The organism is Methylobacterium sp. E-025, assembly GCF_022829705.1.
GTDB lineage: Bacteria > Pseudomonadota > Alphaproteobacteria > Rhizobiales > Beijerinckiaceae > Methylobacterium.
On the sequence record NZ_JAKSYR010000161.1, the window covers coordinates 1 to 20944 of the forward strand.

General features: G+C 69.9%; 25 protein-coding genes. 12 read left to right on the forward strand and 13 right to left on the reverse strand.

Translation table 11 applies throughout. From position 1 onward, the window contains the following. The 3 genes from MKK64_RS23385 to MKK64_RS23395 all read left to right on the forward strand — a co-directional run. Positions 1–598 (forward strand): DNA translocase FtsK (locus MKK64_RS23385; RefSeq protein ID WP_279593340.1); only part of this gene is annotated, 598 nt, incomplete at its 5' end. 189 nt (positions 599–787) lie between these two features. After that, positions 788–1729 (forward strand): outer-membrane lipoprotein carrier protein LolA, encoded by a 942-nt coding sequence (locus tag MKK64_RS23390; RefSeq protein WP_243937140.1) that lies wholly within the window; start codon positions 788–790, stop codon positions 1727–1729. Between the two features lie 168 nt (positions 1730–1897). Further along, the gene (locus tag MKK64_RS23395) at positions 1898–2368 is read left to right on the forward strand and encodes a cupin domain-containing protein (protein WP_243937900.1); all 471 of its coding nucleotides are present in this window, start codon (positions 1898–1900) and stop codon (positions 2366–2368) included. A 6-nt stretch (positions 2369–2374) separates the two neighbouring features. On the opposite strand, the gene MKK64_RS23400 is transcribed toward MKK64_RS23395, so the two are convergent. Next, positions 2375–3091 (reverse strand): 1-acyl-sn-glycerol-3-phosphate acyltransferase, encoded by a 717-nt coding sequence (locus MKK64_RS23400; RefSeq protein ID WP_147858237.1) that lies wholly within the window; start codon positions 3089–3091, stop codon positions 2375–2377. Between the two features lie 174 nt (positions 3092–3265). On the opposite strand from MKK64_RS23400, the gene xth reads away from it, so the two are divergent. Further along, complete coding sequence (gene xth / locus MKK64_RS23405) at positions 3266–4075, forward strand: exodeoxyribonuclease III (protein ID WP_147728932.1); 810 nt, start codon at positions 3266–3268, stop codon at positions 4073–4075. 215 nt (positions 4076–4290) lie between these two features. Here xth and MKK64_RS23410 read toward each other — a convergent pair whose 3' ends face one another. The 4 genes from MKK64_RS23410 to MKK64_RS23425 form a co-directional block, all read right to left on the reverse strand. After that, entirely contained in the window at positions 4291–5727 is a 1437-nt protein-coding gene (locus MKK64_RS23410) for an amino acid permease (RefSeq protein ID WP_243937902.1), read from the reverse strand. 325 nt (positions 5728–6052) lie between these two features. Then, a complete protein-coding gene (gene serA, locus MKK64_RS23415; protein WP_243937904.1) occupies positions 6053–7339 on the reverse strand; it encodes a phosphoglycerate dehydrogenase in 1287 nt (428 codons plus the stop codon). A 150-nt stretch (positions 7340–7489) separates the two neighbouring features. Next, on the reverse strand, positions 7490–8062 hold the full coding sequence (locus tag MKK64_RS23420) for a DUF1003 domain-containing protein (RefSeq protein ID WP_243937907.1): 573 nt from the start codon (positions 8060–8062) through the stop codon (positions 7490–7492). Between the two features lie 18 nt (positions 8063–8080). Then, positions 8081–8281 (reverse strand): hypothetical protein, encoded by a 201-nt coding sequence (locus MKK64_RS23425; protein WP_147840989.1) that lies wholly within the window; start codon positions 8279–8281, stop codon positions 8081–8083. A 295-nt stretch (positions 8282–8576) separates the two neighbouring features. Between MKK64_RS23425 and rpsO the strand changes: the two genes are divergently transcribed. From rpsO to MKK64_RS23440, 3 genes are all read left to right on the forward strand, one after another. Further along, complete coding sequence (gene rpsO, locus MKK64_RS23430) at positions 8577–8846, forward strand: 30S ribosomal protein S15 (RefSeq protein WP_147726935.1); 270 nt, start codon at positions 8577–8579, stop codon at positions 8844–8846. A 210-nt stretch (positions 8847–9056) separates the two neighbouring features. Next, complete coding sequence (gene pnp, locus MKK64_RS23435) at positions 9057–11276, forward strand: polyribonucleotide nucleotidyltransferase (protein WP_243937908.1); 2220 nt, start codon at positions 9057–9059, stop codon at positions 11274–11276. Between the two features lie 148 nt (positions 11277–11424). Then, positions 11425–11646 (forward strand): YgaP-like transmembrane domain, encoded by a 222-nt coding sequence (locus MKK64_RS23440; RefSeq protein ID WP_147726933.1) that lies wholly within the window; start codon positions 11425–11427, stop codon positions 11644–11646. A gap of 83 nt (positions 11647–11729) precedes the next feature. Here the strand turns inward: MKK64_RS23440 and MKK64_RS23445 are convergent, their stop codons facing one another. After that, positions 11730–11996: a GlsB/YeaQ/YmgE family stress response membrane protein gene (locus tag MKK64_RS23445; protein WP_147726932.1), complete on the reverse strand. Its 267-nt coding sequence runs from the start codon at positions 11994–11996 to the stop codon at positions 11730–11732. A gap of 225 nt (positions 11997–12221) precedes the next feature. On the opposite strand from MKK64_RS23445, the gene MKK64_RS23450 reads away from it, so the two are divergent. Next, positions 12222–12581, forward strand: coding sequence for a RidA family protein (locus tag MKK64_RS23450; RefSeq protein ID WP_243937910.1), 360 nt, complete (start codon positions 12222–12224; stop codon positions 12579–12581). Then, positions 12578–13684, forward strand: coding sequence for a polyamine ABC transporter substrate-binding protein (locus MKK64_RS23455; RefSeq protein WP_243937912.1), 1107 nt, complete (start codon positions 12578–12580; stop codon positions 13682–13684). The genes MKK64_RS23450 and MKK64_RS23455 overlap by 4 nt, the downstream gene beginning before the upstream one ends. An 86-nt stretch (positions 13685–13770) precedes the next feature. Here MKK64_RS23455 and MKK64_RS23460 read toward each other — a convergent pair whose 3' ends face one another. Then, positions 13771–14178, reverse strand: a complete 408-nt coding sequence (locus tag MKK64_RS23460; RefSeq protein ID WP_243937913.1) for a DUF3597 domain-containing protein — start codon at positions 14176–14178, stop codon at positions 13771–13773. A 90-nt stretch (positions 14179–14268) separates the two neighbouring features. Beyond that, positions 14269–14421: a hypothetical protein gene (locus MKK64_RS23465; protein WP_187275349.1), complete on the reverse strand. Its 153-nt coding sequence runs from the start codon at positions 14419–14421 to the stop codon at positions 14269–14271. Between the two features lie 332 nt (positions 14422–14753). Here MKK64_RS23465 and MKK64_RS23470 point away from each other — a divergent pair, with 332 nt between their 5' ends. The 3 genes from MKK64_RS23470 to MKK64_RS23480 are packed head-to-tail and all read left to right on the forward strand — an operon-like array spanning position 14754 to position 17330. Continuing rightward, complete coding sequence (locus tag MKK64_RS23470) at positions 14754–15794, forward strand: ABC transporter substrate-binding protein (protein WP_243937915.1); 1041 nt, start codon at positions 14754–14756, stop codon at positions 15792–15794. Next, complete coding sequence (locus MKK64_RS23475) at positions 15791–16543, forward strand: ABC transporter permease (protein WP_243938056.1); 753 nt, start codon at positions 15791–15793, stop codon at positions 16541–16543. The genes MKK64_RS23470 and MKK64_RS23475 overlap by 4 nt, the downstream gene beginning before the upstream one ends. Before the next feature lie 28 nt (positions 16544–16571). Next, positions 16572–17330, forward strand: a complete 759-nt coding sequence (locus MKK64_RS23480) for an ABC transporter ATP-binding protein (protein WP_243938058.1) — start codon at positions 16572–16574, stop codon at positions 17328–17330. An 8-nt stretch (positions 17331–17338) separates the two neighbouring features. Here the strand turns inward: MKK64_RS23480 and MKK64_RS23485 are convergent, their stop codons facing one another. The 5 genes from MKK64_RS23485 to MKK64_RS23505 form a co-directional block, all read right to left on the reverse strand. Beyond that, a complete protein-coding gene (locus MKK64_RS23485; RefSeq protein WP_147840993.1) occupies positions 17339–17593 on the reverse strand; it encodes a hypothetical protein in 255 nt (84 codons plus the stop codon). A 181-nt stretch (positions 17594–17774) separates the two neighbouring features. Beyond that, positions 17775–18068, reverse strand: a complete 294-nt coding sequence (locus MKK64_RS23490) for a hypothetical protein (RefSeq protein ID WP_243938060.1) — start codon at positions 18066–18068, stop codon at positions 17775–17777. Positions 18069–18084: 16 nt separating this feature from the next. Then, positions 18085–18270: a hypothetical protein gene (locus MKK64_RS23495; RefSeq protein ID WP_147726923.1), complete on the reverse strand. Its 186-nt coding sequence runs from the start codon at positions 18268–18270 to the stop codon at positions 18085–18087. A 473-nt stretch (positions 18271–18743) separates the two neighbouring features. Continuing rightward, the gene (locus tag MKK64_RS23500; protein ID WP_243937916.1) at positions 18744–19034 is read right to left on the reverse strand and encodes a hypothetical protein; all 291 of its coding nucleotides are present in this window, start codon (positions 19032–19034) and stop codon (positions 18744–18746) included. Positions 19035–19244: 210 nt separating this feature from the next. Then, positions 19245–20921 (reverse strand): methyl-accepting chemotaxis protein, encoded by a 1677-nt coding sequence (locus MKK64_RS23505; protein WP_243937931.1) that lies wholly within the window; start codon positions 20919–20921, stop codon positions 19245–19247. Positions 20922–20944: the final 23 nt, after the last annotated feature.

Genomic DNA, 20944 nt, shown 5'->3' on the forward strand with positions numbered 1-20944 from the left:
GATCAAGGCGAACTTCCCGACCCGGATCAGCTTCCAGGTGACGAGCAAGATCGACTCGCGCACGATCCTGGGCGAGATGGGCGCCGAGCAGCTCTTGGGCCAGGGCGACATGCTGTTCATGGCCGGCGGCGGGCGCACGACTCGGGTGCACGGGCCGTTCTGCTCGGATTCGGAGGTCGAGAGCGTGGTCGCCCACCTCAAGCGCCAGGGCCGCCCGGCCTACCTTGAGGCGGTCACCGCCGACGACGGGTCCGACGAGGCGCCGAAATCGGCCGGCAGGGGCAAGGGCAAGGCCGAGGCGGTCGAGGCCGAGACCGAGGAGGCCGACCTTCCGGTCTTCGACGTCGGCGCTTTCGTGGCGGCGTCGGGCGGCGAGGCCGGCGACCTCTACGAGCAGGCGATCCAGGTGGTCTTACGCGACCGCAAGGCGTCGACCAGCTACATCCAGCGCCGCCTGCAGATCGGCTACAACCGCGCTGCGTCGATCATGGAGCGGATGGAGATCGAGGGCATCGTCGGGCAGGCCAACCACGCCGGCAAGCGCGAGATCCTGGTCGAGGGCGCGCCCCACGCCGCCAGCATGTACGACGACGAGTGACGACGAGGCGCCGGCCGGAAACGCGGCCGGCGTCGCATCTTCGCCACAGGGCGCCGCTCTAACGGCATCCGACGACACGGCCCGGCGCCCCGAGGGGGCATCACGGCGCGACGGGCGTTTCGCACGCCTTCGCGCTTGAAGCCGACCATCGCTTGCGGGACGCCGCACCCGCCCAGGAGACGCCTGACCATGCTCGGCCGCCGCACCCGACTTGCCGGATCGCTCCTCGCGGTCGCGGCCTGGATCGCCCCGGTGGCGCCGGCCGACGCTCAGGTCAGCAGCTTCCTCGACGGCCTGTTCGGCCGCAAGGAGCAGCCCGCCCCCGCGCCCGAGCCCGAGGCGGCCCCCGCCGCCCCGGCCGCGGCACCCGCGAAGAAGACGGTCGCCAAGCCTGCGGCCAAGGATGCGAGCAAGGATTCGGTGAAGGACGCGAAGTCGCGCTCGGCCGAGAAGCCCGCCGCCAAGCCGGTCGCCGCCAAGCCCGCCGCGGCGGATGCGAAGGTCGCCGCCGTCGGCGCGCCGACCCCCGCCCCGGCCGCCGCCTCCGACGAGGCGCCGGACGCCGCCACCGTGCTGGCCCAGGCCAACGCCTACTTTAACGGCATGAGCACGCTCACCGGCTCGTTCATCCAGATCGCCGCGGACGGGCGGAAGATCGGCGGCAAGCTCACCATCGCCAAGCCCGGGCGCCTGCGCTTCGACTACGACGCGCCCTCGCCGCTGGAGGTGGTGGCCGACGGCACCTCGGTGGCGGTGCGCGACCGCAAGCTCGCGACCCAGGACCTGTACTTCATCGCGCAGACCCCGCTGAAATTCCTGGTCCGCGAGAAGATCGACCTCGCCCGCGACCTCACCGTCACCGACGTCTCGAACGACCCGGGCGGCGTCCGCATCAGCCTGGAGGACCGCGCCACGCTCGGCGGGACCTCGAAGATCCAGCTGTACTTCGATGCCGACATGAAGGTGCTCGGCCAGTGGCGGATCACCGATCCGCAGGGCTACCTCACCACCGTGCAGCTCTCGAACCTGCAGAAGGGCAAGGCCGTCGACGGCAACCTGTTCTTCATCAATTACGGGCGCCCCGAGGACAAGGCGATGCAGGAGCGGATCAAGCAGTCCCAGACCCCCTGAGGTCCGCGAAAGGCCGCCATGGTGAGGCTTCCTTAACGCTTTCCGCATCGATCCGGGGAAGGACGTCCCGAAGCGCGCCGATCGGCGTGGCCTGGCGCGCCGGTGAACCCGCCGTCAAGGCGCGCCGCCCGATCCTGCCCCCTCGATCGATTCGAGGAAGGGTTCGACATGGAAATCGCCAGGCTGCTCCACACCTTCGCAGGCCCCGTCGCCGCGTTCCTCGCGGTGGTGCCGGGCCTTCGCCGCCCGGCCGGCCCGCCGCCGCCGGTGCTGGACGGGCCGACGATGACGAACGTCGACTTCCCGGCCGTCCGGCCGCCGAGCGCGACGTACTGGCCCGAGCGCTCCTGCATCCTCTCGGGCCGCCCCGAGCAGACCGCGACCTACGTCTACGAGAGCCCCGACAAGCTGTTCGCCGCCGGGATCTGGACCTGCCGGCCGGGCAAGTTCCGCATCGATTTCGGCCGGGACGAGTTCATCCACCTGCTCGAAGGCGTGGTGACCGTCACCGACGCCGAGGGCCGTTCGAAGACCTATCGCGCGGGCGACGCCTTCGTCACGCCGAAGGGCTTCTCCGGCACCTGGGACGTGATCGAGCCGGTGCGGAAGCACTTCACCTATTACGGCGCGGTCGATTGAGGGCCCTCACGCCGCCTGCGGGCGCCAGCGATCGAGCTCGCTGTCGATCGCGCCTTCGGTGCCGCGCATGAACTCGGCGGCCGGCAGGCCCGGCGCCAGGGTGGCGAGGTAGCTCACCGTCACGGTGCCGGCGCGCGTCGACGACCCGGTCGGCCAGTACAGCCCGGAATTGACCGCCACCGGCAGCACCGGCAGGCCGAGACGCCCGTACAGCAGCTCGACGCCGCGCTTGAACTGCAGCTTCTCGTCGATGGTGCCGCGGGTGCCCTCGGGGAAGATCAGCACCGAGCGCCCGTCGGCTACCGCGGCGCGGCTCTCGTCGATCATCGTGCGCAGGGCCTGGGTGCCGTTGGCCCGGTCGATGATGATCATCGGCGAGCGCCGCAGGAACCAGCCGACCACGGGGATCGCGACGAGCTCGCGCTTGGCGATGATCGCCACGTCGGGCACCAGGATGAGGAAGGCCAGCGTCTCCCAGGCCGACTGATGGTTGGCGACGATCAGGCAGGGCTCGGCCGGGATGCGCTCGCGCCCCTCCTCGACGTAGCGCAGGCCGCAGATCGTGCGGAGCCCGAACAGGATGCCCCGCGCCCACAGGCGCGTCGCCGCGCGGATCGGCCGGACCGGCGAGCCGGAGGCGGCCAGCACCGCGAGCGGTGCCAGGAACAAGGCCGTCCAGGCGGCCCAGTAGGCGTTGAACAGGACGGAGCGGATGCGCGGCAAGGGGCTATGTCTCTGGGTGTCGTCGAGCGGGGCCGACCGATGGTCTTTGCGCGGACATACCCCGTCGTCCGGGGCGGAGCACGCCATTTCCGCAGGCCGCCCGGTCGCAGCGTCGATCGTGCCGGCGAATCGCGCTATCCACCGGCCTCCCCCCGACAACCGCGAGCGTTTCCGTTGCGCCTCACCGTCACGTCCTGGAACATCAACTCGGTGCGCCTGCGCATCGATCTCGTGCTGCGCTTCCTCGCCGAGGCGAAGCCCGACGTGCTGTGCCTGCAGGAGACCAAGTGCCCGGACGACGCCTTCCCGCTGAAGGCCCTGCGCGGCTCGGGCTACGAGAACGTCGTCTTCGCCGGGCAGAAGGGCTACAACGGCGTCGCGATCCTGTCGCGGTTTCCGCTCGTCACCCGCGCGGTGATGAGCTTCTGCGAGCGCCAGGATGCGCGCCACATCTCGGCGGTGCTCGGGCCCGAGGCCGGCGCCGCGGCGGGCATCGCGCTGCACGACTTCTACGTGCCGGCCGGCGGCGACGTGCCCGACACCGCGCTCAACCCGAAATTCGCGCACAAGCTCGACTTCCTGCGCGACCTGCGCGCCTGGGGTGGGCGGCGCGTGAAGGGCCCCGCGATCCTCGTCGGCGACCTCAACGTCGCGCCGCTGGAGCACGACGTCTGGTCGCACAAGCAGCTGCTCGACGTGGTGAGCCACACCCCCGTCGAGACCGAGGCGCTGGAACGCTTGCGCAACGAGGCCGGCTGGGTCGACACCGCGCGCCTGCTGACGCCGCCGCCGGAGAAGATCTTCACCTGGTGGAGCTACCGCTCGCCCGACTGGTCGGCGGCCGACAAGGGTCGCCGCCTCGACCATGCCTGGGTCTCGCCCGACCTCGCCGGCACCGTGCGCAAGGTCGAGGTCGCGCGCGAGGCCCGCGGCTGGGCGCGCCCGTCCGACCACGCGCCCGTGACGTTGACGCTGGAGCTCTGACCGGAACGCGAACGGGGCCGGCGCATTGCATCTTCACACGCTCGTGAAGAAGGTTCGCCGACCCCATGCGAAAGATCCTGCTCGCCTTCCTGCTGCCGAAGGTTGTCTCGTATCTCCGCCGCCGCTACGGCGGCGCCCAGACCCCGCACCGCCGCTCGTTCTGAGCGTCCGCACCCAGCCTCATGGGTCAGGCCCCGTGAGGCTCGGTTCCAGCTCTAAGCCCGCGACGCGCCCGCCCTCACCCGGCGGGCGTTCCTGCGTCCGTAGCCCGCGTAGAGGGCGAGGCCGAGCGTCAGCCAGACCGCGAGGCGGATCCAGGTCTGGCCCGGCAGGCCCGCCATCAGCAGCAGGCAGGACAGGATGCCGAGGCTCGCCACCAGCCCGACCGCCGGGACCCGGAACGGGCGCGGCCGCTCCGGCTCGGTCCGGCGCAGGATCAGCACGGCGGTGCAGACCAGCACGAAGGCGAAGAGCGTGCCGATGCTGACCAGCTCGCCGAGTTCCTCGATCGGCACGAGGCCGGCCACGAGCGCGGTCATCAGGCCGATCGTCGCCTGGCTCAGCATGGGCGTGCGCGTCGTCGGGCTCACCCGCGCGAACAGCCGCGGCAGCAGGCCGTCGCGGGCCATCGCGTAGAAGACCCGCGCCTGGCCGTAGAGCGCGGTCAGCGTCGAGGTCGTCAGCCCGATCAGCGCGCCGAGCTTGATCGCGACGGCGAAGCCGCCGAGCCCGATCGCGTCGATCGCCTTGGCGATCGGGTCGGCGACGTTCAGCGCCCGGTAGGGCACGAGCCCGGTGAGCACCGCGGCGACCGCGACGTAGAGCACCGTGCTCACCGCCAGGGACCCGAGCAGGCCGATCGGCGCGTCGCGCTGCGGGTCGCGGGTCTCGCCGGCGGCGGTCGAGACCGTCTCGAAGCCGATGAAGGCGAAGAACACCACGCCGGCGCCGCGCAGGATGCCGCTCCAGCCGAATTCCCCGAAGGTGCCGGTGTTCTCCGGGATGAACGGGTGCCACAGCTCCGGCTTCAAGTGCGCCGCCCCGACGCCGACGAAGCCAAGGATGATCGCGACCTTCAGCGCCACCATCGCGGTGTTGACGAGCGAGGCCTCGCGGCTGCCGCGCATCAGGAGCGCCGTCAGCGCGAGCACGATCCCGGCCGCCGGCAGGTTGACGAGGCCGCCTCCGCCGGGCGCCGCGGCGAGCGCCGCCGGCAGGCGCAGGCCCGCATCCGCGAGCAGGCTCTGCGCGTAGCCCGACCAGCCCACCGCGACGGTGGCGGCGGCGAAGGCGAATTCGAGGACGAGGTCCCAGCCGATGATCCAGGCGCAGAGCTCGCCGAGCGTCGCGTAGGTGTAGGCGTAGGTCGAGCCCGGCACCGGGATCATCGCGGCCAGCTCTGCGTAGCACAGCCCGACGAAGGCGCAGGCGATCCCGCCGGCGACGAAGGATAGCGCGAGCGCCGGGCCGGCATAGTCCGCCGCCGCGGTGCCGGTGAGGACGAAGATTCCCGCCCCGATCGTCGCGCCGAGGCCGATGCAGACCAGCCCGAACGCCGACAGGCTCCGCGCCAGCGCCGGCCCGTGGTCGTCCTCATGCCCGGCGACGAGCGCGGCGACGGATTTCTTCGCGGCGAAGAAGCCTGTGGTCATGGCGTGGCGATGTCCGAGCCCGCGGAAGATGCAGCGAGGCTGCGGCAAGTGCCGCGCCAGCGATAGCCGCGCCACGGAAAGTTTTTCAGGGTCGTCCGCGACGGAGCGCTCAGGCACCGGCCGGACGCCGAATCGAGCACGGGTCCCTTCTCCCAGGGGGAAAAGGACAGGATGAGGGGCGTGAGCTTTCGGAGCGTCACGCCCCTCTCCCCGACACACTTTTCATGGGAGAGGGAGCGCGGCGTGCTTCGCAGGATCCCTCCGGCGCCGTCACGCCGCGATGGAGACCGGATCGATCGCAGGGCGGCGTCCGCGAACGCCCCGCTCAGCGGCGCTCGTACAGCAGCCGCGCGCGGATCGTGCCCGGGATCGCGCGGATCTCGGCGAGCAGGGTCTCGGCGTCGGCGTTGGTGGCGTCGGTCTCGAGCACCACGTAACCGACCTCGCCGTCGGTCTGGTAGAACTGCCCGGCGATGTTGATGCCCGCGCTCGAGAACACTGCGTTGAGGCGGTTGAGCATGCCGGGCAGGTTCTGCTGCACGTGGATGAAGCGCGCGCCGGTCGGGCGCGGCGGGAGCTGCACCTGCGGGAAGTTCACCGCGCCGATGGTCGAGCCGATGTCGGAGTAATCCACCAGCTTGCGCGCGACCTCCGAGCCGATGCGCTCCTGCGCCTCCTCGGTCGAGCCGCCGACGTGGGGTGTGAGGATCACGTTCTCCAGGCCCTGGAGCGGCGAGACGAAGCGCTCCTGGTTCGAGCCGGGCTCGACCGGGAAGACGTCGACGGCGGCGCCGGCGAGGTGCCCGTCGCGCAGGGCCCGTGCGAGCGCGTCGAGGTCGACGACGGTGCCGCGGGCGTTGTTGATCAGGTACGCGCCCGGCTTCATCTCGCGGATCTCGGCCTCGCCGATCATGTTGGCGGTGGCGTCGGTCTCGGGCACGTGCAGCGAGACCACGTCGCTCTGGGCGAGCAGCTCGGCGAGCGAGGCGGTCGGCTCGGTGTTGCCGTGGCGGAGCTTGTCGGTGTGGTCGTAGAACACGACCCGCATGCCCATGGCCTCGGCCAGCGTCGAGAGCTGCGTGCCGATGTTGCCGTAGCCGACGATGCCGAGCGTCTTGCCGCGCACCTCGACCGAGCCGGCCGCCGACTTGTCCCACTGGCCGGCATGCGCCCCGACCGAGCGCGGCACGATCCGGCGCAGGAGCATCACGATCTCGCCGATGACGAGCTCGGCGACCGAGCGGGTGTTCGAGAACGGCGCGTTGAACACCGGCACGCCGCGCCGCCGCGCCGCGTCGAGGTCGACCTGGTTGGTGCCCACCGAGAAGCAGCCGACCGCGAGCAGGCGGTCGGCGGCGTCGAGGGCCGCCGCGTCGAGCTGCGTGCGCGAGCGGATGCCGAGGATGTGGATGCCCTTCAGGGCCTCGTGCAGCGCATCGCGGTCGAGCGCCTTCGGCAGGCGGACGAGGTTGGTGTAGCCGGCCGCGCGCATCAGCCCGACGGCGCTGTCGTTGATGCCTTCGAGCAGCAGCACCCGGATCCTGTCCTTCGGCAGCGACAGCTTCTCGGGCAGGGCCAGGGTTTCGAGCAGCGGGAGCGGTTCGGAGTTCATGGTGCGATCGGCCGTTCGACGAGGGCGCCTCCGGGCGCCGAAGGCCGGCAGCGATAGGAGCGGTGATTTCGCGATGCAACGACGCGGGCGGATGGCTGGGATGCATCGGCTTTCCGGTGCGACCGTTCCGTCATGCGAAATGGCCGCCGCTCACCCGCGCGGGCGGGCGGCCCGCGCGGCGCCGAGTTCGGCGATCTGCCGGGTCTGCGCGCGGATCAGATCCTCCAGCTGCTCGGTCCGGATGCGGTCGAGCTTGTCGTGCAGGGACACGATCTCGATCTCGGCGCGCAGGTTGACCTCGTAGTCGAGGCCGGCGGCGATGCGGTCGCGCTCCGCCTGCCGGTTCTGCGACATCAGGATCACCGGCGCCTGCAACGCCGCGACCATCGACAGGATCAAGTTGAGGAAGATGTAGGGATAGGCGTCGAAGCCGCCCCCCGACCCTGCGAGCACGACGGTGTTCAGGACCACCCAGCCGACGAGCAGGCCGGTGAAGGCGATGATGAACCCCCACGAGCCGCCGAGCCTGGCGACCCGATCGGCGAGGCGTTCGCCGAAATCCGGGCCCGCGCGCGACGTCGCGGCGGCGCCCGCGTCGCGGGCATGGACGCGCCCGGCGATGTGCGCGAGGACGCGCCGGTCGTGCGGCGACAGGCAGCCCAAGCCCTGATCCAGGAGCTGCCGGGCGAGCCGGGCGACCGCCTCGTCTCCGTCGGCGGACATGCCGGTGCCCCTCTCCCGCTACGTCGCCATGCCCTTCACGAGGCGTTCGATGGCGTCGAGGGCATCGCCGATGCGTGCGGTCTGGGCCAGGATCTTCCCGGCTTCGACCTTGGCGTTCGCATCCGTCTGCCACCAGATGCCGCCGTCGATGTTCCTGATCATCGTCGTGAGGCGGTCGTTCTGGACACCCATCGCCTCGATCGCAGTCTGACAGATCATGATGTCGCCCCCTGATGTTCAGCGAACATATCCCAAACGGGCGGGCAGCAGCGAAGAATTCGCATCGCGGCCCGGGAGACGCCCGGTGGCCGGGACTGGCGCCGCGAACCGTTTCGTGTATGGTCCGCGCGGCCTCGGCCCGGCGACGGGCGGGGCCGAAACCGCTTGGACCAACGACCCTGCTGGACGACATCCCGGCATCGGCCAAGGCTCGAGCATGCCTCAGGCGCCGTCCTCCCGATCCGGAGGGGCGGCCGCACGGCGCTTCTGAAAACCTCACCTGAAAGGCACTGCGATGTCGATCTCGGCAGAGCGCAAGACCGCGCTCATCAAGGAATACGCGACCGTCGCCAAGGACACCGGCTCGCCGGAGGTCCAGGTGGCGATCCTCACCGAGCGGATCACCAACCTCACCAGCCACTTCAAGACCCACGGCAAGGACAACCATTCCCGCCGCGGCCTCCTGAAGATGGTCTCGCAGCGCCGCTCGCTGCTCGACTACGTGAAGCGTCGCGACGAGGCCCGCTACCGCAGCCTCATCGAGCGCCTCGGCATCCGCCGCTAATCCAGCCCACGCGGTTCCGAGCCCGGCTCGGGACCGCTTTTTTCAAGATCTCGGGTGGCCGGAACGGGTCCGGCCCCGCGAGCAACGGGCGACTTCGAGGCGCGAACACCAGGGACAGGATCGCAGGGCACTCCTCCGGCCGGAGTGCCCCGCCGTCTTGCCCCTGGCCGCGCCGGGTTCGCCCGCCGCATGATGGCAAGGACGACAAGAATGTTCGACGTACAACGTGAAGAGCTGATGTGGGGCGACCGCCGCCTCGTTCTGGAGACCGGCAAGGTCGCCCGCCAGGCCGACGGCTCGGTGATGGCCACCTACGGCGAGACCTCGGTTCTCGCCACCGTCGTCTCCTCCAAGGAGCCGAAGGTCGGGATCGACTTCCTGCCGCTGACCGTGAACTACCAGGAGCGCGCCTACGCCGCCGGCCGCATCCCCGGCGGCTACTTCAAGCGCGAGGGCCGGCCGTCCGAGAAGGAGACGCTGGTCTCCCGCCTGATCGACCGCCCGATCCGCCCGCTCTTCGTCGAGGGCTGGCGCAACGACACCCAGGTCGTCGTGACCGTGCTCACCCACGACCTCGAGAACGATCCCGACATCCTGGCTATGGTCGCGGCCTCGGCGGCGCTCACCCTGTCCGGCGTGCCGTTCATGGGCCCGATCGGCGCCGCCCGCGTCGGCTACGCCAACGGCCAGTACGTGCTCAACCCGCCGGTCCCGGAGATGGACGGCGCGGTGCTCGACCTCGTCGTCGCCGGCACCACCGACGCGGTGCTGATGGTCGAGTCGGAGGCCAAGGAGCTGTCCGAGGAGATCATGCTCGGCGCCGTGATGTTCGGCCACAAGCACTTCCAGCCGGTGATCGAGGCGATCGTGCGCCTGGCCGAGAAGGCCGCCAAGGAGCCGCGCGCCTTCTCGCCGCCGGAGAATGCCGACGTCGAGGCCGCCGTGCTCGGCGTCTGCGAGTCCGAGCTGCGCGACGCCTACAAGATCACCGTCAAGCAGGAGCGCTACAAGGCCGTCGACGCCGTGAAGGCGAAGGTGGTCGCGGCTCTGTGCCCGGCCGAGGGCGAGCAGAAGTTCGCCCCCGAGAAGGTCAAGGCCGCGTTCAAGGAGGCCCAGTCGAAGGTGGTCCGCTGGAACATCCTCGACACCGGCTCGCGCATCGACGGCCGCGACGTGAAGACCGTCCGCCCGATCGAGAGCCAGGTCGGCGTGCTGCCGCGCGCCCACGGCTCGTCGCTGTTCACCCGCGGCGAGACCCAGGCGCTCGTGGTCGCGACGCTGGGCACCGGCGAGGACGAGCAGTACATCGACGCGCTGCAGGGGACCTACAAGGAGACCTTCCTGCTGCACTACAACTTCCCCCCCTATTCGGTGGGCGAGACCGGCCGCATGGGCTCCCCCGGCCGGCGCGAGATCGGCCACGGCAAGCTCGCCTGGCGCGCGATCCACCCGGTGCTGCCGCCGGCCCACGAGTTCCCGTACACGATCCGCGTCGTGTCCGAGATCACCGAGTCGAACGGCTCGTCCTCGATGGCCTCGGTCTGCGGCGGCTCGCTGTCGCTGATGGATGCGGGCGTCCCGCTGCGCCGTCCCGTCGCCGGCATCGCCATGGGCCTCATCCTCGAGGGCGAGCGCTACGCGGTGCTCTCCGACATCCTCGGTGACGAGGACCACCTCGGCGACATGGACTTCAAGGTGGCCGGCACGGACGAGGGCATCACCTCGCTCCAGATGGACATCAAGATCGCCGGCATCACCGAGGAGATCATGCAGGTCGCCCTCGCCCAGGCGAAGGACGGCCGCGCCCACATCCTCGTGGAGATGGCCAAGGCGCTCACCGCCGCCCGCCCCGAGCTCGGCGAGTACGCGCCGCGCATCGAGACCATGCAGATCCCCACCGACAAGATCCGGGAAGTGATCGGCACCGGCGGCAAGGTGATCCGCGAGATCGTCGAGAAGACCGGCGCCAAGATCAACATCGACGATTCCGGCACCGTGAAGATCGCCTCGGCCGACGGCAAGGCGATCAAGGCGGCCTACAACTGGATCCGCTCGATCGTCGCGGAAGCCGAGCCGGGCATGATCTACGAGGGCACCGTCGTGAAGACGATGGAGTTCGGCGCCTTCGTGAATTTCTTCGGCGCCAAGGACGGCCTCGTCCACATCTCGGAGCTCGCCGCCCAGCGGGTCGCCAAGGTGACGGACGTCGTCAGCGAGGGCCAGAAGGTCAAGGTGAAGTTCCTCGGCCAGGACGATCGCGGCAAGATCCGCCTCTCGATGAAGGTCGTCGACCAGGAGACCGGCGAGGACCTCACCGAGAAGCTCAAGGCCGAGCGCGCCGAGCGCGGCGAGCCCGAGCGCGAGGAGCGGGTCCCGCGCGAGCGGAGCGAGCGCAGCAGCCGCGGCGAGCGTCGCCAGTCGAACGACTGATCGTCCGGACCTGCGGTCCTGACGGCGAAGACGGCGCGGTCCCCTCGGGGCCGCGCCTTTTTCGTGGGCGGTTCCGGCGCGGCGGCAAGGAACGCCGGCCTTCGGAGGGCGTTCGATCCGCGACCCCAACAGGAGCGCACACGACCCCATGGCCAACGACATGATCCACGACATCTTCAGCGGCGAGCCGAACCTCAGCACCACCGAGCGCGCGGTCTCGGTGGCGCTCGGCCTCGGCATCGCGGCGGCGGCCGCGCAGCCGCGACCGAACAAGTGGCTGAGCCTCGCGGCCCTCGTGGTCGGCGTCGGCCTCGCATTGCGCGGCGCCACCGGCCATTGCGCAATCAAGGCGGCCTCCGACCACATCTGAGCATCGGACCAGTCGCAACGAAGAAGGGGGCGCCTCGCGGCGCCCCCTTTTCTACGTCGTCGTCCGTGTCGGCGAGCGCGACCTCAGAGCGTGGTGGTGCGGCCGCGGCTGGCGATGAAGCCGTAGATCGCGAGGACGACGATCGCGCCGACCACGGCGCCGATGAAGCCCGCGCCCTGGTTCGGGCCGTACCAGCCGAGCGCCTGGCCGAGGAAGGTGGCGACGAAGGCGCCGACGATGCCGAGGATGGTAGTCAGGATGAAGCCCGACGGCTCGTTCGAGCCGGGCATGATGAACTTGGCGACGATGCCGGCGAGGAAACCGATGACGATGGTCCAGAGAATACCCATGACGAACCCCTTGGCGACGTGACGCCTGACGATGTGACGCCGCTTTCAGATGACGCGACGCTGGAACGGTGTTGAAACGCACGGTGGCAGCGGGGGTTGCGACGGATTGGCCGTCGCCGGATCTTTTTCCGCACTGCAATGGGCCAAGGCCGCCGGCCCGGCGCCCCTTTACCTCGCCCGCGCCCGGCGGCAGAAGCGATCCGAAGATCAGCTGGGGGACAGGACATGACGATCGAACGCTTCGAGCCGGGCGCGCGGATGGCGCAAGGCGTGGCCTACGGCGACACGGTGTATCTCGCCGGCCAGGTCGCCGCCGACACGGTCGGCACCGGCGTCACCGCGCAGACGCAGGCCATCCTCGGCCAGATCGAGCGGCTGCTGGCGGCTGCCGGCAGCGACAAGGAGCGGATCCTGATGGCGACGATCTACCTGGCCGACATGGGCACCTTCGCCGAGATGAACGCCGCCTGGGACGCCTGGGTGTCGAAGGACAACCCGCCCGGCCGCGCCACGGTCGAGGCCAAGCTCCCCGGGCCGGAATACCTCGTCGAGATCGTCGTCGTCGCCGCGCGGTCGGGCGCATGAGGGCCGCCGCCCTTGCCCGCGCGATCCTCCTCGCGGGCCTCACGCTCGCGAGCGGGCCGGCGCTGGCGGCGGGGCCGGAGCGGGTCGTCAACATCTACAACTGGTCGGACTACATCGATCCGAAAGTGCTCGAGGCCTTCACCCGCGAGACCGGGATCAAGGTGGTCTACGACACCTACGACAACAACGAGATCCTCGAGACCAAGCTGCTCGCCGGCAAGTCCGGCTACGACGTGGTGGTGCCGTCGGGGCCGTTCCTGCAGCGGCTGATCCGGGCCGGCGCGTTCCTGCCCCTCGACAAGGCCAAGCTGACGAACCTCGGCAACGTCTGGCCGGAGATCGCCGGGCGCCTCGCGGCCTACGATCCGGGCAACGCCTACGCCGTCGACTACATGTGGGGCACCACCGGGCTCGGGCTCAACCTCGGGCTGGTGCGCGAGCGTCTCGGCGCCGGCGCCGCGCTCAACACCTGGAACCTCGTCCTCAACCCGGCCTCGGCGAACAAGCTCAAGGATTGCGGGATCATGATGCTCGACTCGCCCGAGGACCTGATCCCGAGCATGCTGCCGACCTTCGGCCTGAAGAGCGACTCCAAGCGCTGGGACGACATCACCCAGGTCGCCGACGCGCTCTTCAAGGTGCGCGGGACGGTGCGGAAGTTCCACTCGTCGGAATACATCCAGTCGCTCGCCAACGGCGATCTCTGCGTCGCGGTCGGCTATTCCGGCGACGTGCTCCAGGCGAAGAAGCGGGCCGACGAGGCGAAGAACGGCGTCGAGATCGCCTACCTCATCCCGAAGGAGGGCACGCTGATGTGGTTCGACGCCTTCGCGATCCCGAAGGACGCCCCCCATGCGGCGGAGGCGCTGAGCTTCATCGACTACATGCTGCGCCCCGAGGTTGCGGCGGCCAACACCAACTTCGTGTCCTATGCCAGCGGCAACCTGCCCGCGAAGAAGCTCGTGAAGCCGGACATCCTGGCCAATCCCGGCATCTATCCCGACGACGCGACGATGCAGCGGCTCTCGGTCAACACCGCCTGGGACGACCGTACCCAACGCTTCGTCACCCGGGCCTGGACGCGGGTGCGCACCGGCAAGTGAGCCGTCAAGTGAGCCGTCGCCGCGGGGAGCGCGCACGAAAAAGCCCGGCGCGATGGCCGGGCTTCGATCGTCGCGGGCGACCGTGATCAGTCCTTGAGGTCGGCCGGCACCTTGCCGCCGTTCTCCTCGAGCTTCTTGATCACCTGCTTGTGCAGCCAGACGTTCATCGTGGCCGAATCGTCCTTGTCGCCGGTGTAGTGCAGCTCGTCGGCGAGCTGCTTGCGGGCGGTCAGGCTTGAATCGAGATCGAGGAGCTTCATCAGGTCCACGATCGAGGTGCGCCAGTTCAGCGTCTGGGAATTCTTCTGGGCCATGCCGTTGAGCACCGCCTCCACGTCCACGGGCTCGCCCGAGGCGGACGGCGTTGCGTCGGCCGTGGTGGTCGAGGCCGGGCTGCTGGCGCCGCCGGCATCCGGGGTCGAGGGGGCCGCCGAGGAGGAGGCGCCTCCGAACGGATGCAGGATCTTGCTGACGATGCTGCCGAGTAGGCTCATGAGATCATTCCCTCGATCGATGCCGCGGAAAAGCGCCGCAGTCGCGTGACAACGGGAGCCGGACCGGCCTGTTCCGGCCGCGCCGCAACGTCAGCGGAAGAGCGGCAGGGCGGCTCCGAGCAGGGCGAGGCCGGCGAGCAGGCAGAGCCCGCTCCATCGTTCCAGCATCGGCGCCCGATCCGGGTCGCGCGTCGACATGCGGGCAAGGCCAACGCCGCAGGTCAGGCAAGCGAAGCTGAGCATCGCGACGATCATCCCCAAGGCAGACTTCTCTGGTGGAAAGGATGGATGCCTTATACAGAAATGAATGGCAATAAAATTCGACTCTGTGGATATCTCTCAGACACACTTTCTATGAGTACAGAACCGTTTTCCAGCATCTGAAAGTTGCATTGGAATACCTAGCCGATTTTGCGCGGCTTCATCCTTCGTAACCATGTGGTCGCAATCGAAGTGCTTGCCACGCGCGAGCGAGGGCGGATGGCGTTTTCGGCGCGCCGATTTGCACTTTCGCCGGCCTGTGGCATGGGAGCGGCCGAAGCCGCTCCGCTCCCGAGCCCGGAAATCCCGAGCCCATGCGTCAGTTCCCCAATCGCCGGACGATCCTCGCTGCGGGCCTGCTCGCGTTCGGGGCGGACGCCCTCGGGGCGGGCTCCGCGACGGCGCAGACCGCGCCGGTGCCCGTCCGCATCGGCGTGATCCCGGTGATCGGCGCGGCGCCGATCTTCGTCGCCAACGGAGAGGGCTGGCTCGAGGCCGCCGGGCTCAAGCCGAGATTCACCACCTTCGAGTCCGGGCCGAACATGATCCAGGCGCTGGCCTCCGGCACCATCGACGTCTACGTCGCGGGCATCGCGCCGCTGGCGGTGGCGCGCACCAAGAACATCGACGTGCGCGTGGTCGCCGCGACCGCGGTCGAGGAGATGGTGTTCGTCGCCGGCCCCAAGCTCGCGCCCTACTTCGCGGCGACCGCCGACAAGGCGGAGGCCTTCCGCCGCTACCGGGAGAAGGAGGGCCGCGCCGCACGCCTCGCGACCCAGCCGCCGGGCTCGGTGCCGAACACCACGCTGCAGCACTGGCTCTGGCAGGTGGCCAAGACCGACAAGACGAACGCCGAGGTCGTCGCCATGGGCATCGACGCGACGCAGCAGGCGCTGCTCGCCGGCGCCGTCGACGGCGCCTCGATCCGCGAGCCGGCGCTGACGATCGTTCAGCAGCGCAACCCGGCGATCGCCCTGATCGCCACCGGCGCCGAGATGTTCCCCGACCAGCCCGGCACCGTGGTCGCCGTCTCGGGCGCCTTCGCCGATAGGAACCCGGCCGCGGTGCAGGGCCTCGTCGACGCGCTGGTGAAGGCGACCGACCTGCTCAAGACCGATCCGGCCCGCGCCGCGCCGCCGGTCGAGAAGGCGCTCGGCAAGGGCATCACCGATCTCGCCACGATCCGGAAGGCGTTGTCCTCGCCGGCGGCGAAGTTCACCGCCGACCCGCGGGCGATCGTCGAGGCGACGCGGAAGATGCAGGCCTATCAGGTGAGCATCGGCACCCTCGACAAGGACGTGCCGATCGACGGCCTGTTCGTGCCGGGCTTCTACGAGAAGGCGATCGCGCGCTGACCGTCCTCCGCGCGATCCTGCTGTCGGCCCTCGGGCTCGCCGCCTTCCTCCTAGTCTGGGAGGGGGCGCCCCGGCTCGGGCTGATCAACCCGGCCTTCCTGCCGCCGCCGAGCACGATCCCGGCCGCGTTCCTGCGCGAGATCGAGCTCGGGGTGTGGTTCGAGGCGGTAGCGTCGAGCCTGAGCCACTACCTCGTCGGCCTCGCCGTCGGCGCGGGCGCCGGGATCGCGTTCGGCCTCGTCGGCGGTATGTCGCGGACGTTCGAGGCCGCGACCGCCTGGGTTGTGCGTCTGCTGCGGCCGATCCCGGGCCTCGCCTGGGTGCCGTTCGCCATCATCTGGTTCGGCGTCGAGCCGTCGGCGGCCGTGTTCATCATCGCCATCGGCGTGTTCTGGATCGTCTTCTTCGCGACGCAGGGCGCCGTGCGCGGCGTCGACCGCGACCTGGTTGAGGTGGCACAGGCCTTCGGCTTCCGCTCGGCCCCCGCACGTCTGACCAAAATCCTGCTGCCGGCGGCGACGCCGGGCATCCTCGTCGGCCTGCGCACGGCGCTCGGCCAGGCCTGGATGGCGGTGGTCGCGGCCGAGATCTTCGGCGTGCCGGGCGTCGGGCAGCGGATGATGCAGGCCTCGAGCCTGCTCTCCACCGACATCGTGGTCGTCTACATGCTCACCATGGCCGGGCTCTACGGATTGTTCGATTCGGCGTTCGTCGCCCTGCAGGGCTGGCTCCTGCGCTGGCGGACCTGAGCGCATGGCGACCCAGGCCGACACCGCCATGCGCGACCCGATCATCGCCTTCCGGGCCTTGAGCCTCGCCTACGCGCGCGGGGGCACGCGCAACGTCATCCTGTCGGACCTCGATCTCACCGTCGCGCGCGGCGAGTTCCTGGTGATCGTCGGCGAATCCGGCGTCGGCAAGTCGACGCTCTTGCGGGTGCTGATCGGCCTCGCCGTGCCGAGCTCGGGCACGGTCGAGCTGGCGACGCGGCCCGGCTGCCGCACGCCGATGGCCCTGGTGTTCCAGGATGCACGCCTGCTGCCGTGGCGGCGGGTCGTCGACAACGTCGCCTTCGGCCTGGAGAACAGCGGCCTGTCGCGTTCCCAGCGTCGGGCCAAGGCCGCCGAGATGCTGGCCCTCGTCGGGCTCGACGATCTCGCCCAGCGCTGGCCGCACCAGCTCTCGGGCGGGCAGCGCCAGCGCGTCGCCATCGCCCGTGCGCTCGCGGTCGACCCGGACGTGCTGCTCATGGACGAGCCGTTCTCGGCCCTCGACAGCTTCACCCGCGAGGGTCTCCAGAATGAGGTGCAGCGCATCCAGGCCGCCACCGGCAAGACGGTGCTGTTCGTGACCCACGACATCGACGAGGCGGTGACGCTGGCCGACCGGGTGGTGGTGCTGGCCGGCAAGCCCGGCCGCGTGTCGGCGGAGGTGCGGATCGACCTGCCCCGTCCGCGCAAGCGGCGCGATGGCGCATTGCTCGAAGCGGCACGGCGCCTGCGGAGCGAGCTCTCCCGCGATTCGGCTGAACTCTGACGCCGCGATCAGTTGCCGGAATACGCCCGCAGCATGCCGACGATGCGGTTCCGGATCTCGGGATCGCGCACCCGCAGGAACGCCGTCATCAGCAGATCGCACTCGGCCGCCGAGGGCGTCGCGGCGCTGGAGGCTTGCACCTCGTCGCGGAAGAAATCCTGGACCGGGATCGCGAGCACGGCGGCGATCTTGCCCAGGACCTGCAGGCCGTTCGACGGATGCGGGCCGTCCTGCAGGCGGCGCGTGGTTCCCAGGTTGGTCATCGGTTTCGCCCGCCCAGATTTCCGGCTTCTGTTCGCATAGTCACATGCGAGCGCGAACGGGCCATCGGTCGAAACCGTGTTCACGAAATTCGTTGTGCACGCAACGACAAGTTTCGATGCTGCGTAGAAAATACGAAATGGCGTGAATGCCGGCGCGGCCTCGCTCCGAAGCTGCCCTGGATCAGCCGAACACCGCGGAGACCGCCAAACCGGCCAACGCGATCACACCGAGCAGGCGGCGCCAGGGGTTCACACCGCGCAGGATCTCATCCGCCGCCCACCAGGCGAGCGCCGCGCCGGACGCGATCCGAAGCCACATCCCGACGTCGTTCTGCCCGCCGTCAGCCTTCGGCGCGAGCAGCCATCGCGCGGCAGACAATCCGAGGAACAACCAGAGCGGCAGATTGGGCCATTGTCCAATCACGATCGCGCCGGTGTTCCGGTCGCGGAACGTCCAATCGACGGCACGGCGCAGGGCCGACATCCGGGGGTCAGACCTTGTCGCTGCCCTCGGCCTGACGGATGGGCGCGCAGATCTGCGGGCTCACCTTGTCCAGGTGGACGCAGGCGTTGTCGCGATACCAAGTGCGCAGGCCGGGCTGGGTCGGCGCGATGTACATCGCGACGAGGACGAAGCCGGCGGCGAGCACGATGAGGGTGAGGAGGAGGTTGCGCATCACGGGGCTCCGATCGGGACGGGCTGCCGCCAAGCGACCGGACGTCCATGAAAAAGGCCCGCCTGCCGGGAAAGGCGCGGGCCGAGCGGTCGTCGCGGCACCTCAACGTGGAGGCAGGTTCCGCGCACCCAACGAGCGGGATGCGGCTCGGGTTCCGGCGAGCCGCCGCGGCGGGAACATGGTTGACGGCGCCCTGACGAATGTCGAAGGCCTTAACGAGGCGTGAAGCACGTCTCCGAGAAGTTCGGGACGGCCGGTTAAGAAAGCTTGAAACGATTCGCTTGGAATCGCGCGACGGAGGAGGGTGAGGAGGTCGGGCTGGTCCCGGTCTTCAGCGTTCAAGCACGTGCGGGCGGCGGCCATGACCGAGACGATCGACGACCTCAAGTTCCTGATGATGCTCGCCTTCGTGGTCTTCGGCGGCTTTGGTCTCGACGCCCTGCTGCGCTGAGGCGAGCGCGGAGCGCGCGCCGTCAACGCACCGACGCGCCGAACGCGCTTCGAAGGGCGAGCAGCGCGTCGGAGGGATCGATCGGCTCGGGCGGCCGCATCGTCGAGCCGAGCCGGATGGCAGGCGCCGGGCGGGCGGTGGCAGCCGGTCGAGGCTTCGGCAGCGGCACATCCGGGACCTGCCCGGACCGCAGGAAGCGGGCGAGCTCGGCGGCCTTGGCACGTTGCTCCCGGTGAAGGCGAAACAGCGCCACGACGATCCCGATGGCTCCGGCGCCTTCCAGACAGGCGGCGATCACGTAACCGGGGGCCATGGTCGTTGCTCCTTCGAACTCGGCCGGGGCGCATGGTTGAGCCCGCCGCCGTTCAGGGCCCGGTTCTCGAAGGTTATGGTTACCGGGGTGTTAACCGCCCCGGCCGCGGCGCCCAACTCGGGGTTTCGTGATCGCGACCGCACGCTCCGCCGGGTTCGGGCCCGGCGGACGCAAATCGCCCTGCGTCCGAATCCGATCGATCGCCGTCGATCAGGCCGCGCGGATGGCCGACAGGAACGCCTCGACCTCGCGCTGCACGTTCACCGATTGCGTGGCCAGTTCGTTGGCCGCCATCGTCACCTGCTGGGCGGCGGTCCCGGTCTCCCCGGCCGAGGCCAGCACCTGCGCCACGTTCCGCGAGACGTCCTGCGTCCCGTGCGCCGCCTCGACGGCGTTGCGGGAAATCTCGTCGGTCGCGGCCGTCTGCTCGACGACGGTGGACGCGATGGTGCCGGTGATCGCGTTGACCGACACGATGGTCTGCCCGACCTGCCGGATGGTCGCGGCCGCTTGGCTGCTGGCGTTCTGGATCGCCAGGATCTGGCCGCCGATCTCGTCCGTCGCCCGCGCGGTCTGACCGGCCAGCGCCTTGACCTCGGCGGCGACCACCGCGAAGCCGCGGCCCGCCTCCCCGGCCCGCGCCGCCTCGATCGTGGCGTTCAAGGCCAGCAGGTTGGTCTGCCCGGCGATCGCGGTGATGGTGGCCACGGCCTCGCCGATCCGCTCCGCCGCCTCCGACAGCGTCGCCATCGCGGCGTCGGTGGCGCGCGCCTCGCGGGATGCGGTGGCGGCGACCGCGTTCGATTCCTGCACCTGGCGCTCGATCTCCCGAAGCGAGGCGACCATCTCCTCGGCTGCGGCGGCGACCGTCTGGACGTTCGCCGAGGTCTCCTCCGCCGCCGCACTGGATGCCAGGGCCTGGTTGCTGGTGGCGTCGGCCACCTGGGTCATCGAGCGGGCGGTCGCGTCGAGCTCGGTCGCGGCCGAGGTGACGATGCCGATCGCGCCCGCGATCGTCCGGTCGAAATCGACCACGAGCTGGTCGACCCGGTCGGCCCGGCGCTGCCGGGCGGATTGCTCCGCGACCTTCTGGGCTTCCAGGGCGAGGCGCTCGATCCCGTTCTGGCGGAAGACGTCGACCGCCCGGGCCATCTCGCCGATCTCGTCGCGGCGCGCGATCCCCGGAATGTCCACGGCGGTCGCGCCGCAGGCGAGCCGGCTCATCGTGTCGGTGAGCCCGTAGATCGGGCGGGTGACCTGCCGCCCGATGAGGAAGGCGGCGCTGCCGACCAGCAGCGCGATGCCGCCGAGGCCGAGCGACAGCTTGATCACGAGGGCCTTGAGGTGGACCAGCGTGTCGTCGGCGTAGACGCCCGAGCCGATGATCCAGCCCCACGGCTCGAAGCGCTTCACGAACGAGATCTTGTCGACGGGCTGCTCGGCCCCGGGTTTCGGCCACATGTAGGACACGAAGCCGGCCCCCCGTCTCCGTGCCACGTCGGCCATCTCGACGAACAAGGCCTTGCCCACCGGATCCTTCAGCGCGGCGAGATCCGTGCCGTCGAGGGCCGGCTTGATCGGATGCATCACCATCCGCACCTGGTCGTCGATGATGTAGAAGTATTCGTTCGCGCCGTATCGCAGGTTCCGTACGACCTCAAGCGACGACCGCTTGGCGGCCGCTTCGATCATCCGGCCGGACCGCGCCTCCCCCTCGAAATGCTCGAGCACGCCGGCGGCGACCTCGACCAGCTGCTGCGTCTTGACCGCCCGGCTGTTCGTCACCTCGTCGCGGAGTTCGATGACCGAGAGGGCGATGAGGCTGATCAGCCCCAGCACGCAGATCACCGTGATCGCGTGGATCTTCGTACCGATCGACAAGCTCATGATTCACCGCGGCACGAAGACGA

Coding starts and splice junctions, on each gene's coding strand:
- MKK64_RS23495 (WP_147726923.1), bottom strand. CDS start 18,270: ATGCGCAACCTCCTCCTCACCCTCATCGTGCTCGCCGCCGGCTTCGTC.
- MKK64_RS23450 (WP_243937910.1), top strand. CDS start 12,222: ATGACGATCGAACGCTTCGAGCCGGGCGCGCGGATGGCGCAAGGCGTG.
- MKK64_RS23425 (WP_147840989.1), bottom strand. CDS start 8,281: ATGATCTGTCAGACTGCGATCGAGGCGATGGGTGTCCAGAACGACCGC.
- MKK64_RS23460 (WP_243937913.1), bottom strand. CDS start 14,178: ATGAGCCTACTCGGCAGCATCGTCAGCAAGATCCTGCATCCGTTCGGA.
- MKK64_RS23420 (WP_243937907.1), bottom strand. CDS start 8,062: ATGTCCGCCGACGGAGACGAGGCGGTCGCCCGGCTCGCCCGGCAGCTC.
- rpsO (WP_147726935.1), top strand. CDS start 8,577: ATGTCGATCTCGGCAGAGCGCAAGACCGCGCTCATCAAGGAATACGCG.
- MKK64_RS23470 (WP_243937915.1), top strand. CDS start 14,754: ATGCGTCAGTTCCCCAATCGCCGGACGATCCTCGCTGCGGGCCTGCTC.
- MKK64_RS23465 (WP_187275349.1), bottom strand. CDS start 14,421: ATGCTCAGCTTCGCTTGCCTGACCTGCGGCGTTGGCCTTGCCCGCATG.
- MKK64_RS23505 (WP_243937931.1), bottom strand. CDS start 20,921: ATGAGCTTGTCGATCGGTACGAAGATCCACGCGATCACGGTGATCTGC.
- MKK64_RS23445 (WP_147726932.1), bottom strand. CDS start 11,996: ATGGGTATTCTCTGGACCATCGTCATCGGTTTCCTCGCCGGCATCGTC.
- MKK64_RS23455 (WP_243937912.1), top strand. CDS start 12,578: ATGAGGGCCGCCGCCCTTGCCCGCGCGATCCTCCTCGCGGGCCTCACG.
- MKK64_RS23480 (WP_243938058.1), top strand. CDS start 16,572: ATGCGCGACCCGATCATCGCCTTCCGGGCCTTGAGCCTCGCCTACGCG.
- MKK64_RS23485 (WP_147840993.1), bottom strand. CDS start 17,593: ATGACCAACCTGGGAACCACGCGCCGCCTGCAGGACGGCCCGCATCCG.
- pnp (WP_243937908.1), top strand. CDS start 9,057: ATGTTCGACGTACAACGTGAAGAGCTGATGTGGGGCGACCGCCGCCTC.
- MKK64_RS23410 (WP_243937902.1), bottom strand. CDS start 5,727: ATGACCACAGGCTTCTTCGCCGCGAAGAAATCCGTCGCCGCGCTCGTC.
- MKK64_RS23500 (WP_243937916.1), bottom strand. CDS start 19,034: ATGGCCCCCGGTTACGTGATCGCCGCCTGTCTGGAAGGCGCCGGAGCC.
- MKK64_RS23440 (WP_147726933.1), top strand. CDS start 11,425: ATGGCCAACGACATGATCCACGACATCTTCAGCGGCGAGCCGAACCTC.
- MKK64_RS23390 (WP_243937140.1), top strand. CDS start 788: ATGCTCGGCCGCCGCACCCGACTTGCCGGATCGCTCCTCGCGGTCGCG.
- MKK64_RS23395 (WP_243937900.1), top strand. CDS start 1,898: ATGGAAATCGCCAGGCTGCTCCACACCTTCGCAGGCCCCGTCGCCGCG.
- serA (WP_243937904.1), bottom strand. CDS start 7,339: ATGAACTCCGAACCGCTCCCGCTGCTCGAAACCCTGGCCCTGCCCGAG.